We start from the raw sequence: 14,171 nt of genomic DNA on the forward strand, positions 1-14,171 counted from the left end.
GAATAATCGTTTGATTTTTTATTTGTTATCTTAGCTACATAAAAAATCTATAATCATAGACATCGTTCTTGATCTCAGGTGTTAGTTTGACTACTTCAGCAAAGAGGTGTGAATAGCCAATAGTCACAGGCATCGTCTTGTACAGTGTATTGTTATTCCAATCAACTTTTGTAAGAGCGAGAATGCTCGCGCAGGTGTCATGCCATCCTCCCTCACCAGAAAAGCGGCGCAGGATTATCGGAGCGGGAAGCGGTTTCAGAGCAGCTTCCTTAAAAACCGGTTTATTTGTGTTTTGTTGATTGACGTTTAATACACTGCCTTGTGTCCATAATAGACATTCCGAACTTGTTAAAGGTTGATATAGACCGCGATCTATCGGGTAACCGGCAGGAGTTGTGCTCTTATTGGTGCCTTGTGGGCCATCAACTTTAAGACCATACCAGTTTGTATTCCGTATAATTTGAACAAGCTCGACTTCAGTTTTACTGCCGAAGGCGTCGAGCGTGCCTTGAATTTCTTCCTCTGTGAAATGCGTTGATTTGTGGACGAATATTTTGCGAGGAATTCGACCGTTATGACTATTCTGGTATAGGTGCAAGCTTTTTGAGAGAACCGATTGCATTTCCTGATAGCTGAGATATGGATTACCTTTCCGATCGGTTGTATATTCTCGTGTATCATAGGCAATAAACTCAAAACCGGTGCCGTCTGGATCAAAGACCTGGCTGCAACAAGTTGTGTAATCATTTCCTTCCGACTGCTTCTTGATAGCATAGCTCAGGCCAATATAGGCTTCGTCCTTGTCCCATTCCGCAAGCTTCCATGGGATACCGCCAGCCTTTGCATAAAGGGCAACACTGATGCCCCACATTACATTTGCACGGCAATTACGGGTAAAAGCCGTTTCGTTGATTATTTGTATTGGTAGATTGTGTAAGGCAGTTTTTGCTTTGATCCTATCATGCAGATTGAAACCTTCATACTCGAAACACTGCTTCCAGTTCTGCGGTAAATAAATGAGAACCACATCAAAGTTATTCTTCTGCCTTAGCAGATTGGTCATCGACTGGAAAATGTTCTCAGAGAGAACAGTCCCATTTCTTGAATCAGCAAGCACGTCACACTCTTTAGGCATAGCGCATTTAAGTACTTCTGTTGGCGGAACCAATGGAGCGCGAAACACGGTTTCAAACCCAGGATATTGAATATAGTAATTAAGGGCTTCTTTCGCTACGGCAGCATTGCTGAGTTCTGATACAAGACTGTCTAGTTTGCCCATATATGTTGCTGGTGCCAGATAGGCCAATCTCACGTGGTGGAGCAGACCTAAACCAGCGCTGTACGGACCATACCGTACGAGACCACGAAGTGGATGTGTGTCTGTTTTGCTTTCCTGAAACAAGAGATGAGGTTCTGGCAAGATGGAATATGCAGGAAGACTAGAAAGTTTAGCGTTCATGGCCACACTTCCGGCTGTATGCAGTTCGGGTTCCAATCTTGAATTCCGCGCTGTATTCAGTATCCTGAAAACAGGATACATTGACTGTATCTCCAGATCCTACTTTGCCGAGCAATATTTCAATCCACATATCTAAAAGCTGATAGGATTGCTTGTTATATCGTTTCAGACATCGCTGACGCAGAAAGCTGCGTGCTTCCTGTCTTTTTGAGAGTGGCTTGATCCAGATGTCCGGCCTAAGCATAACCCATAAATTTCCACCACGTTCTTCTAAATGGATTGAAGCACTTTCCGCCCAAGTTACATCCTTCAATTCTGGTACGTTTCCTGTGATATCACCAAGCTCATTCCGCATTCGTGAAAATAGCTTGTCATTTGCAGCTAAATTTTTTACTACGGCATAATATGTTTTGTCTTTGCTACGACGCAGAAACAGCGGTTTACTTTGACAAAGAGCTGTAGCAAGTGCCTCTTCGAAAAAGGCTCTTATGATGGTAGATTCAGATGTGAGCTTTAACCCTTCCTCAATGTCATAAGATTTAATCGTTCTAACTTTATTTGCAGCAAGTAATTTAACGATTTCTTTGCTATTTCCCCAGAACAATATTTTGTCAGTATAAGTTAGAACAGCATTTGGCGATATTTCAATAATTTTTTTCTTGATATCTCCAAATGTGATAGAGTCGTTTAATTCAACCATGCCACATCGAAGTGGAAGCATAAGTACAGGCAGTGCATTGGTACGTAGGATTGGATACTGCTTGCCCGGTGCAGGAAGTGGAATAGAAAAATTTGTAGCACGTGCTGTTCTAATTTTGTTATCAAGTGCTTGAGGCTTACCTTCTACTTGACGCCATATTTTTGAGAGCATTTCATCGAAAGTTCCGATTTCAATAACGTGTGCGTCCACGCTTTTCTTCTTTGCATCTGCGATAAGTTCCCACACCCCATCTTCTACACTGGTTGTTTTTGGGGTTGCCCAGAACAATCCATATGGAAACGCATTGTTTTGATTAATTGCTTCACGAAACATCGTCATAACATTCCTATCACGACCACTATAGCCTGATACCACTAGTCCATATCTTGTTGTAGCTGCCAGAAAACATTTCTGAATTTCTCTATCGTTGTTTTGCAAATCTTCTGGTAAGTTCTTGATGCTCCGGTAGCGAAAATCACCATGGATTTTTGCATAAAGTGGGTATATATCTTTATTTAAAGCATCCAATGCAGCATAAGAGCCTTCCAAATGATAGGTTGACAGGTTTTTGCTGGTGACTTCTGCAAAAGCGTTTTCTATAACTTCGTCAAAGTTTGTCGTGTAGACGATTCTTGCTTTACCCATCGCCATTAAGCCAGCTAATATGCGGTGGCCTATATTCAGGGAAATTTTGTCGCTTGAAAGAGCCTCATGGATATATTGTTGCTGGGCTTGATAGTCATTACCAAACATTAAATCAAAATAAAATGAATATTCTTCTGGACTCCAGCGAGCCGGAAATCCTCTACTATCCATGTATGTTTGAATCTTATGCTTTATGGCATTGTTGTTAATGTCGTGTAATTGCAAATCTTGATTTTCATGCCGACAGTAATAGCGACGCTTTAAATCCCAGATAATATCGATTGCAGTAGGTAGACCTGCTGAACGTGAAGTACCTGCACCTAGGAACCACATTAGATAAGAGGCGTTTTGAACATAGTGTTGTAAGAATTTGCTTGCTGAAATTTGATTGATCTCATTGCTCATACCGCTAGCGCTCCATTCATTAAACGTGGTAACAGCAAGTCTCTCGCTTGTATAAGCTTACGTGTTTCTGTAGAAAGGATGTCTATCTGCTTAAGTATCGGTTTTGTATGCTCAGTAAATGTTTGAATTAGATTCCTTTCGGGAGCTACAAAGGGTATAAGCTTGAATGTGTCGCGGATGATAGCATCAAACACTGCGCCCACCGCTCGGCTGCGGAAATGCTCAACGCCATCAATGAGTGCGAAATAGAGGTAATACTGATTGAGGGGAGGTTTTGCGATTAATGCGTAACACGATTGATTCATAGCCATCGTAGTCTGGGCGAGATTGATCTTTCCTACCGTTCCACGTGCCGTAATAAACACAGTGTCTTTGGGGTAAAGTTTACTATTGCAGTTCTTAATCCCCAGATCAGTCAAATGCTTTTCTGTTACAAAAACGTAAGCATAATCTGTTGTGTCTTTTGGCGTAAAAAATGGAATATCTCCATTCCAGTATTCCGGTACATTTGTTTTTGGTGTTCCTCCACTGAGAATATCCATTACCTCAAATGCTGTTTTCCTCTCCCAACCCTCCGGCACGCCATCGATGATTTTGGTGTGTTCGTGGCCGGGGAAGCGGAGGTGGACGAACCATTCCTTGTAGAGCAGCCGTGCCGCCTGTTCCAGCAACTGTATCCGCCGCCGGTTGTTTTCGATCAGGTCGTCGTAGGCGGAGAGAATGGAGGCGATCCTCTTTTGCTCGCTCACATTTGGGATCGGAAACTCAATTGAAAGCAGTTTTTCTTGACTGAGGTTGTCTTGAGCAGCTCCTTGTGTGAATTGCTTAACACGCCTTTTGATTGTCGCATCGAACAGGTACTTTACGAAGCGAGCATCAGCTTTCTTTTCATCGGCAATGAAGCCAATAACACTATCTGGGAAGCAAGCATCTATTCCGAGTATTGCGGTATCGGCGATGTTGGCAGCGATTGTAATGCAAAGCGTTCCTGCAGGCCAAAGCTTGCTTTGCTGAAGACCAGCATCGTTGTAAGTCTGTTTATACTCAGTTATATAGAGGCCGGCGTGCTTAACGTCGCTGGTCTGTATAAAAGGATAGGGTCCACCATAGAGGTGAGCGGCATCACGTGGGCGGTGTCGAGAACGACCGCGTGAAAGGTACCCAAGTTGATCCAACCTCTGTGGCATCCAACTCATTTCCCCAACTCCTCAAAATTATTTTTGATGGTTGTGGCGAGTTGAATCACCTCGACATTCAGATCTTCCAGTCCAACAATGATGTCAGCCTCCCTTGCACAACTAGCGAAACAGCCTGTTTCACAATTTCTCATACTCTATCCCCCAGCGCATTTTTCCCTTTTTCGGTCAGGCGATACTTCTGCAGGCGGCTTTGGGGTTTGTTGGGAATGGTGCGCTCGATGAAGCCTGCTTCCAGCAAAGGGTTGAGATAATTACTCTGAAAGGTTTTCCAGTGTTTCAGGCCGAGCATCTCCATGATCTCTCTGGCGGAACGCGGTTCCCGGCAGAACTCACCGACTTGTGCGGTGACTTGTGCGGTGACTTGTGCGATGACTTGTGCTCCTGACTGTGGATGTGGAACTTCCGCTGTTTTGATCATTTCAGCTAACGGAAAAATAAAACGCACGCGCAGGCCCAGTTCGACGATGGATGGGGTGGGAAAACCCGCCGCTGCGGTTTCCCGGAAGATACGAGGGACTCCCGATCCCCATTGTTCGATCAGTTTCAATTCCCTGAATACACGGGCGATCACGGGATTGCGGATTTTGGAAACACCCTGGCGCATGTCTGCCACCGTCATGCCCGGTGGCAGAATGCCTGGGTTTTCTATTTCGATGCGGTCGTCGAAGAAAGCAACCCGAACAGGTCCGCCGCGCTGAGACCAGTCAGCATGGACCAGGGCATTGATGGCCGCTTCGCGCAGGGCTTCCAGAGGAATGCTCCAGATATCCCGTCGCCGTACTTCGGAAAAATCCGCGCCACGCATGGCGTGTTTTTTGAGAAAAAGCATGATGCTGTCCACCAGTACCGATAGGGGTTCCTCCAGCTCGATATGGTCAAAGATCCTGGCCTTGTCTGTGCCGATGAACCGGCCGCATTGCACCCAGCAATCGGGGAATTGCGCAACCCGGTTACGCCCGAAGAGGAGCACGCCGCCCCGGGTCGGCACGCTTTTGCCCTGTTCCTTAACCAGCAGTCTCAGGGTGAGCAGCGCCTGCTCATCGATTTCGCGAATACCGGCAAAGGCGCGTTTGATCGCGTCGATCGCGAGATCATCCATGGAGAGTTGCGGCATGGGCAGTTCATCAAACGAGACTCCCTCAACGGACCGGCGCAGTTCGCCGATCAGCTCCCGGTCGGCCTGGCGGTTGGTGGAACCGAGCCGGACATACACCCCGCTTTCCGGCCCCTCGGAACGTAGGTAGTGGGGACGGGAATTGCTCAGGAAAATCTCGATCACCAGCAGGGTTTTGCCGTCGACCGTGGTCATTTCGACATTGGGTACCAGGCGGGGGCTGATGGCGTCGGCGATCAGGTTGCAGAGCCGTTCTTCCTCATCCAGCGGATTGTCGATCCCGACTGGCTCCCGTGTCTTGTCTGCCACGCCAATGATGATCCTGCCGCCGGCAGTATTGGCAAAGGCCACCAGCGTCTTGAGGAGGTTGCGCGGGGAGGAGAGATCCCGTTTGAACTCCAGAGTCTTGCCTTCGTCGGCCTTGAGCAGTTCGGCGATGCTCATATCCCCAGCTCCTCGAAGTTCTTCTTGATGGTCGCAGCCAGTTGCACGGCCTCGGTGTTCAGGTCCTCCAATTCGACGTGAATTTCGCGCAGGGCCTCTTCGAAATCAAAGTCTTCATCGAGTTCTTCAGGTGCCACGCCGACATAGCGGCCGGGGGTAAGACTCCAGTCATTGGCTGCGATTTCTTGAAGCGTTACCAGTTTGACCAGTCCTTGCACATCGCGCAGTTCAGCCTCGGGAAAGCGTTCGGCGAGCCAGCGGGCCTGCTTCCAGAAATAGCGCACCTGCTTGAGCTGTTCCACAGCCTGGGCGCGAGCCTTATCGGCGGCCTTGCGGGCGCGGGTAATGTCGCGATTGGCCCAGGCATCGCTGTCGCGGGCTTCACACTCATTCTCGCAGGTGTCGATTAGGCGGGTAGCGAGTTTATAGATCAGGTCAGTTTGCATGATCAGATCGCGACTCGCTTCAGCCAAGGGTGCAAGGATATCTACGGCATGGCTGAGCGTCTTGGCTGCATCGGAAGCTGAGGTATTGTCGGCGTCTGATTGTCGGGTTACGCCCTGCGGGCTAACCCAACCACCATTTTTCTCGATATGTTGACGGAATTGTTCGATATCCTGTTCGAACAGTATGCTCTCCTTCTCCAGTTCTTGCAGCACTTCCGCCTGCGGGCCGGTTTCAGGCTGGTTGTTCAGGAAAGGCGACATCGTGCTGCGCAATGCGCTCAGTGCTTCAGTATAAGCGTGTAATGGACGCACGACGTGCCCCGGTTCATCTTTTAGCTCAAAGCAGGCGTGCGCTTGTTCGACCGTGTTGCTGAGGTATTGCGCGAGCAGTTGCAGGTAACGCTCAGTTTCACCCCTATAGAGCCAGACGATGGCGAGCAGATTCTGCTGCTGTTCGGGGGAAAAGTCGTAGATTTTGCGCGTGACCTTGCGGTAGATGTTGCGTGCATCAATCATCAAGACATTGCCTTTTTGATTATAGGCAATGGCTCCCTCACCCCTGGCCCCTCTCCGAGAGGGAGAGGGGAGCTGCTCAGCAATTTTTTGCAGGGTTTGTTCAGGGAATTCGAGCAATTCATTATTGGCGATACGGATTACGTTTATTCCATGTGATTGTAAATAAGCATCACGTTTACGGTCTTTATCCTTTCGATCGTCGTGAACGGGACCATCCAGCTCTAGGGCAATACGTGCTTCGTGGCAGTAAAAATCGAGAATGTAATCGCCAGCCTGATGTTGCCGGCGAAACTTGAGACCCAGGAAGCGGCGATCACGCACCAATTCCCAGAATATCTCCTCCGCTGGTGTCTGCTTCTTGCGTAGTTCCCGCGCACGTTCAACCAGTCCGCTGAAATCGTATCCTCCTCGATAATGATTCCCTTCTCCCGCTGGGAGAAGGGTTGGGGATGAGGGTCGATCGGGCTTGCCCCGATCAATAAACCATAGTTCACAAGGCACAGTACGCGTGTAAAAGAAATTGGAGCGAATGGCGATCATGATGTCCACCTCGCCTGTTTCGACCAGTTTCTGCCTGACCTTGGCTTCGCCGCCCCCTGCACTGGAAGCCTGTGAGGACATGACGAAACCGGCACGGCCTTTGTCGTTCAGATAGCTGTAGAAGTAACTGATCCACACATAATTGCCGTTGCTGACTTTGTCCTTTTTGTTGATGCCGGGCAGACCGAATGGCAGGCGCGGGTCGCGCTTGATCTTGTCGGCGTCGATCTCGTCCACGTTGAACGGCGGATTGGCCATGACATAATCGGCACGACCGACCAGTTCATGCGGATCTTCGTAGTAGGTGATGGCCTTCTGGATGTCGCCTTCCAGGCCGTGTACCGCCAGGTTCATCTTGGCCAGGCGCAGGGTGGTGGCGTTTTTCTCCAGGCCGCGGAAGGTGAGTTTCTCCGTCGGGCTTTGCCCATGCTCCTCGACAATGCGTGCGCTTTGCACGAACATGCCGCCAGAGCCGCAGGCGGGATCGAGCACCGTACCCTGTTTCGGGTCGAGTACATGGGCGATCAACGACACCAGTGAAATGGGCGTGAAAAACTCGCCGCCGTCGTGCGCTTTCTGGTCGGCGAACTGGGTGAGGAAGTATTCGTAGATGCGGCCAAACACGTCGCCGGATACTTTTTTCAGCTCGTCGGGATTGAGCGTGCGCAGCAACTGACCGAGCACCTGGTTATCCAGTTCCTGATATTCGCTCTTGGGCAGCACGCCGCGCAGACTTTCGTAATCGGCTTCAATCGATTCCATTGCCTCGATGATGGCATGTGCACGGTCTGCGCTGTCAGGCAGAGCCACAAGCGTGTCGAACTGCGCTTTGGGGTGCAGAAAGATGGCGCTTTGCTGGGAAAAATCCTCCTTGGTCAGCGGGCGCGTCTTGCCACCACGGCTGGGCAGGTTGGGTTCGATCTTTTCCTTGACCGTCAGATAGCGGCTGTAGGCATGGCGCAGGAATACCAGGCCCATGACAGGCAGAAAATATTCGTTGCTGGCGTAGTTGGAATTGGCACGCAGCGTATCGGCTGCAGTCCAGAGACGTTTTTCGATGGCTTCAATGTGTTCGAGTTGACGCATTCAGTTTTTATTGTTGTTGGTTGTAGCCGGTTATCAGTGACCCAGATTGTACTGTGTTGCAGAGAGGATTCAATAATGCGATGACTAACGCAGGGTAGAATTCTTCAACACCCAGCCATCAATCAATTCACGTAGTTCGTCAGGATGAGTGGCGGGCAGCCAGTGTTCAGAATCAACTGTAGCAAATTCCACTTGCGGCAATACTTGCAACAGGTTTTTGGTGCGCTCTGGATCGGTGATGCTGTGTCCACCTGACTGGATGACCAAGGCAGGGCACTGCACTTCAGCAAGGGGCAGGGGGCGCATGATTTCGATCAGGTTGCTGATGTATTGTGCTGTTGGGATCACTTTGAGATCATGCTTGGGTTTGCCGTAATCTGCCAGCATTGTTTCCAACTCAGCAGGACTGGCCTCATGCACGCGCCGATCCAGTAGCTGCAGGTCCAAAGTACCAAGTTTGCGCCGATAGAGGCTAAGCCGGTTGAGCAGTTTGATCAGCGCTACAGTAACACGCAGCAGCGGAATAAATGGCCGCAGCCGGGCGAGCACGCCCGTGACAGCTTCAGGGGCCATCGGCTCGATCAGTACCAGTCCAGCGCAGCGATCGGGATAGCGTGCGGCAAAGTTGAGCGCGATGTTGGCGCCGAGACAGTGGCCGACGATAATCGCGTGCGATTGCTGCTCGTGCTGCAGCAACTCAGCGATATCTTGACGCCATTCCTCGATGCGTGCCGGACCGCGCCAAATCGATTCGCCATGGCCGCGCAGATCCGGGCGCAGCAGCAGCCGGTCGGCTGCTAGCTGGCTGTGCTGAGTGAAATACCACCAGCGGGTGGAATTACTGGCTGCGCCATGCAGCAGTACCAGGGGTGGGGATTGTTCGTTTTGCGGGGGTGTCCATCGCCGGTAGGTGAGCGTGACGCCGTCTTTACTCTGGAAATGCCGCTTTTCATCCATGTGCAGCCGCCCCGTTCGTTGCAAGCGCTGCTGGACCATGCGGTGGTACAGTGACGACAACAGGGGCCGAAGCAGCGGTAAACCGATTAGCCAGGCCAGCGGTTTGAGTAACGGCACTCGCGACATCAACACAATATAGGCATCCAGTTCGGACACGACCTGTTGCTGTTCGTCCTGGACATGCAGCTCGCTCAAGGCTTTGCGCGGATCAATGCCAATCTCGCGCAGATGTTCGTCCTGCCCGCTAATGTCGAACCAGCATACTTCTTCTCCGCTTTTTCCTGCCAGTTTTTCATAGTTCTGCCGATCCTTGATGCAACTGGGGCAGGCACCATCGTAATAGACGGTGATCTTTTTCTTTTGCTCGCTCATTATCAACCCCTCTGGTGAAAAGTCATCACTAATAGACCGTTTCAGCATAACATTGACAAGAACGACAGTTGGTCTGAACCTGCCGAAGGTCAATGCCAATTGCCTGGCAGTGCGACAAGCTCACCGCAAGCGGTAAAGGTTTTACTGGAACGATCCGTTTGTGAGTCATGAAAACAGTTTTAACCCGAATATTTCATAAATTCGCGTGATGATCACGCAGGATTTTGATTAATAGGGAAGTTTTGAGAAGGAGTGGTGTAGTGATTCATACACCCGACTGAGCAAAATCTTTCTTATTAATCAAAAGACAAGTGAGGGCACGTGCCAATTTATGAAATATTCGGGTTAAGGCAAGTTTCCTGGAAAGAAAGTCATTTGTTACCATAACATGGTTCAAATAGGAAGGCGGAAAAAAGAATTTCTGGCGTTCTGGCTACCTTATTCCATTTCTAAATCAAAACTGACATTGTCGGCTTCACCTTGCCGTATTATTTATACTGTCTGCGGCTCGCCTTCGCGTCATTTTTGATTTGGAAATGGAATTAGAAGAGAAAAGCCACCAATTTTGTTTGATCAAGCGGTACCATTTGCTGAATCCGTCACTTCATCGAAACGAATGAGGAGGTAATCATGGCTGTTCCCTTACCCAATGCAGAGCAGATTCGTGAGGCCGCAAAAGAAGTAGGTGTTGTGCTGACAGACGAGGATATGAGGTCCTACATAGGCCTCATCGCGCCTCATATTAATGCATATAATCTGGTTGATGCCCTGCCCGATGATCTGCCACAAGTCAAATATCCTCGTACCCCGGGTCATTTTCCTCCAGCGGAGGAAAATTCACGCAATGCCTGGTATGTCAGGACTGTCATTAAGGGTGCATCCACTGGTCCCTTAAAAGGCAAGAAAGTCGCGGTCAAGGATAATGTCATGGTGGCTGGCGTACCCATGATGAATGGCTGTTCCATTCTCGAGGGTTATGTGCCAGATGTTGATGCAACGGTCGTTACCCGCTTGCTTGATGCGGGTGCTGAGATCATTGGCAAAACGCATTGCGAGTCTTATTGCATTTCTGGTGGAAGTCATACGTGTGCCAAGGGGCCAGTCCATAATCCGCACAAGAGGGGATACTCCGCTGGCGGATCTTCTTCCGGCAGCGCAGCAGTGGTGGCGCTGGGGGAAGCTGACATGGCCATCGGCGGAGACCAGGGTGGCTCGGTCCGGATGCCTGCTGCCTGGTCGGGTATCTACGGCATGAAACCAACCTACGGTCTCGTGCCTTACACCGGCATTATGCCGATTGAGATTTTTGTCGATCATGCCGGCCCAATGACAGCAAACGTGGCGGATAACGCGCTGATGCTGGAGGTGATCGCAGGTAGGGATGGTTACGATTCCCGCCAATCTGCTACAGCGGAGCGGATCGCGTATTCACAGAGGCTTGATGGCGGCGTCAAAGGCATGAAAATTGCCATGGTGAAGGAAGGATTTGCTCGGCCGGAGTCAGAAGCAGCATCGGATGCAAAAGTGAAAAAAGCGGCTGAATTGCTGCAAAAACTGGGCGCCCAAATAGATGAAGTATCGATTCCCAGCCATCTGATTGCACCTGCGATATGGACGCCGATTGGCGTGGAGGGAATTACGCAGACCATGATGTTTGGCAATGGTTATGGTCTGTCACGCTCGGATTTGTATGTCACCAGCTTAATCGACAAACTGCATGGCTGGCAGCAACGCGCTGATGAATTGTCCGAAACAACCAAATTATTGACTGTGCTTGGCAGCTATATTAAGAAATATCATGGCACGCATTATTATGGTAAGGCCATTAACCTGACGCGCCGGCTGACGGCTGCTTATGATGCTGTGCTGAATGAGTATGATTTGCTGCTGATGCCAACCATGCCCATGAAAGCAACAAAACTGCCATCTGCCGAGGCGAGCCGGGAAGAATATGTAGCCAGAGCAATAGAGCAAATTGGCAATACCTGCCCCTTTAACATTAGCCACCATCCAGCAATGAGCATACCGTGCGGCATGGTGGAGGGCTTGCCAATCGGCTTGATGCTGATTGGCAAGCATTTTGACGAAGTGACGATCTATCAGGCGGCTTATGCATTCGAACAAGCCGCTGACTGGAAAGAAATGTGATGATTTGTCGACTTCATAGATCATCAGGCCTGCAAAAAGCAAGAAATGCAATTTATGGGTGGTTTGATCCAGAAGAGATAAAAATTGTATGCATTTGCATTATTGCCCGTCCATGTATTATTTCCTAGCATCATGAGGTAAGTGCGCTAGATTGGTTTGATTCAGTCAATTGCAGCGAACGGGCATTAAAGGTGCCGTGCTTTTCATGCGCGCCCTTGATGGTCATGTGCGCAAGCTGCGTGATTATGGCAAATAGGCAAGCAAGGAGGAAAGATGATGTCTGTGACGCGCCGTGAATTTTTGCTGAGTGCCGGCTGGACTGCCGTTGCCGGTGCTGCGCTGCCGTTGGCTGCAACGGGCAGTAACCATGCAGCCAGTGCATTCGACTCTCATGATTGGGCTTCCGTGCGCGCGCAATTCAACTTATCGCCTGACTATATTCATCTAGCCAGTTTCTACATTGCTTCGCATCCGCGGCCAGTGCGCGAAGCCATCGAAAAATACCGTAAAGCGATAGACGAGAATCCATACCTGATGGTGAAGCAAGGAAGATTTGAGATGGCCGCACGGATTTGTGAAGCGGCAGCTGCGTACTCGGGCGGCAAAGCGGGTGAATACGCAATTACACCCAATACTACCACCGGCCTTGCGCTGGTTTATAACGGCCTGCTGCTCAAGCGTGGCCAGGAAATTCTCACCACGGTGCATGACCATTATGCGCACCACGAATCCATCCGCTTTGCTGCAGAAAAGAACGGCACCTCCTGGCGGCGTATTGCATTGTTCGAGCAATCTTCTGCCGCAACGGAGGATGAGATCGTCGGCCGTCTGGTGAAAGCCGTTCAGGCAAATACTCGCGTGGTCGGCATTACCTGGGTGCATTCCAGCAGCGGCATACGCCTGCCGGTGCGCAAGATCGCGGATGCGCTCGGAGAAATGAATCGCCATCGTGATGAAGTTGACCGCATTCTGCTGGTAGTTGATGGGGTGCATGGCTATGGCGCGGTGGATGAATCTCTGCCAGAGTTAGGCTGTGATTTTTTGGCGGCTGGCACACACAAATGGCTACTGGCGCCGCGCGGTACCGGCATTGTCTGGGCACGTGATGCTGCCTGGGCTCAAATCCGCCCGACGGTGCCAAGCTTTATCAGCCACGAACTCATGGAGGCGTGGTTGAAAGGCGAAGTGCTCAAGGGTCCCACCCGGGCGGAGTGGGTTTCACCCGGCGGATTTTTTGCTTATGAACATCAGTGGGCGATGGCGGATGCCTTCCAGTTCCATAAAACTATTGGCCGCGTGCGTATCGCTGCGCGCATTGCTGAACTTAACAGCCTATGCAGGGAAGGACTGGCGAAAATCCCGCGCGTGACGTTGCACACGCCACGCGACAGCCAGCTTGCCGCGGGCATCATCTGCTTTGAGGTTGCCGGCATTACAGCGGAAGCGGTAGTCGACAAACTGCTTGAACGGCATATCATTGCAAGCGTTTCACCGTACGCGACGCCATATGCACGCATTGCATTTGGCATCATGAATACCCCTGAGGAAGTGTCGGTTGCTTTGCGGGCGATTGCAGATTTGAGCGGCAAATGATAGAGCAGTAGCCATTCCCGCTTATATCCCACTGGTGACCAACGACAGATACAGAAATATGTAAAAGCACTACGTTGGTGCCATAGCTCAGAAATGCTAAACAGTTTCTGCGCTGTCGAGCACGATTAGTTCGCGTGTTGCGCGTGTCATGGCGACGTATAACAGGCATGCTTCTTCTTCATCGCTCATGCCTGCGTCAACCTGCATGTTTGCTCTGGGAATGGCGACCAGGGGAAATTCGAGTCCTTTGCTGCTATGGAAAGTGAGCAGTCTGACGGTGTCCTGTTTTTCACTAAATTGAATAGTGTCTTTCCGGCTAAAAGGAATTCCTGCGCCTGTAAGCGCATTATTGATAGTTTTGCCTATTGGATCCCAGTGACGATATAGTACCGCCATATCCTTCCAGGCCATTCCGTCTTGATGGGCTGCTTTCAATTGCTGCGCGATGTATCTTGCCTGTTGCGCAAGGCTGGGGAGCTTGATCAGCAACGGTTTAGGACCTTGCCGTCCGGCAGAAACCGGCATCAGCCGCGGTGCGCTGTCTTCG

Annotated in this window: 10 protein-coding genes; 2 read left to right on the forward strand and 8 right to left on the reverse strand. The window is 50.2% G+C overall.

Going from position 1 to position 14,171, the window contains the following annotated elements:
* Window positions 1-34 precede the first annotated feature (34 nt).
* From J5I83_RS07605 to J5I83_RS07635, 7 genes are all read right to left on the reverse strand, one after another.
* A complete protein-coding gene (locus J5I83_RS07605) occupies window positions 35-1,459 on the reverse strand; it encodes a hypothetical protein (RefSeq protein WP_304054630.1) in 1,425 nt (474 codons plus the stop codon).
* Entirely contained in the window at window positions 1,449-3,209 is a 1,761-nt protein-coding gene (locus J5I83_RS07610) for an SIR2 family protein (protein ID WP_304054632.1), read from the reverse strand. Before J5I83_RS07610 ends, J5I83_RS07605 begins: the two co-directional genes overlap by 11 nt.
* Complete coding sequence (locus J5I83_RS07615) at window positions 3,206-4,405, reverse strand: restriction endonuclease subunit S (protein WP_304054634.1); 1,200 nt, start codon at window positions 4,403-4,405, stop codon at window positions 3,206-3,208. The genes J5I83_RS07610 and J5I83_RS07615 overlap by 4 nt, the downstream gene beginning before the upstream one ends.
* On the reverse strand, window positions 4,402-4,539 hold the full coding sequence (locus J5I83_RS07620; RefSeq protein WP_304054636.1) for a hypothetical protein: 138 nt from the start codon (window positions 4,537-4,539) through the stop codon (window positions 4,402-4,404). The genes J5I83_RS07615 and J5I83_RS07620 overlap by 4 nt, the downstream gene beginning before the upstream one ends.
* Window positions 4,536-5,966, reverse strand: coding sequence for a helix-turn-helix domain-containing protein (locus tag J5I83_RS07625; RefSeq protein ID WP_304054637.1), 1,431 nt, complete (start codon window positions 5,964-5,966; stop codon window positions 4,536-4,538). The genes J5I83_RS07620 and J5I83_RS07625 overlap by 4 nt, the downstream gene beginning before the upstream one ends.
* Window positions 5,963-8,554: an N-6 DNA methylase gene (locus J5I83_RS07630; protein WP_304054639.1), complete on the reverse strand. Its 2,592-nt coding sequence runs from the start codon at window positions 8,552-8,554 to the stop codon at window positions 5,963-5,965. Before J5I83_RS07630 ends, J5I83_RS07625 begins: the two co-directional genes overlap by 4 nt.
* An 84-nt stretch (window positions 8,555-8,638) precedes the next feature.
* A complete protein-coding gene (locus tag J5I83_RS07635) occupies window positions 8,639-9,883 on the reverse strand; it encodes an alpha/beta fold hydrolase (RefSeq protein WP_304054641.1) in 1,245 nt (414 codons plus the stop codon).
* 630 nt (window positions 9,884-10,513) lie between these two features.
* On the opposite strand from J5I83_RS07635, the gene J5I83_RS07640 reads away from it, so the two are divergent.
* Both J5I83_RS07640 and J5I83_RS07645 read left to right on the forward strand, forming a co-directional pair.
* Window positions 10,514-12,031: an amidase gene (locus J5I83_RS07640; protein ID WP_304054643.1), complete on the forward strand. Its 1,518-nt coding sequence runs from the start codon at window positions 10,514-10,516 to the stop codon at window positions 12,029-12,031.
* A gap of 276 nt (window positions 12,032-12,307) precedes the next feature.
* On the forward strand, window positions 12,308-13,624 hold the full coding sequence (locus J5I83_RS07645; RefSeq protein WP_304054644.1) for an aminotransferase class V-fold PLP-dependent enzyme: 1,317 nt from the start codon (window positions 12,308-12,310) through the stop codon (window positions 13,622-13,624).
* A gap of 96 nt (window positions 13,625-13,720) precedes the next feature.
* Here J5I83_RS07645 and J5I83_RS07650 read toward each other — a convergent pair.
* Window positions 13,721-14,171: 3'-5' exonuclease (locus tag J5I83_RS07650; protein ID WP_304054646.1), on the reverse strand; the 451-nt coding region annotated here is incomplete at its 5' end.

The sequence above is a fragment of the Nitrosomonas communis genome, assembly GCF_024102715.1.
Classification (GTDB): Bacteria; Pseudomonadota; Gammaproteobacteria; order Burkholderiales; family Nitrosomonadaceae; genus Nitrosomonas; species Nitrosomonas communis_B.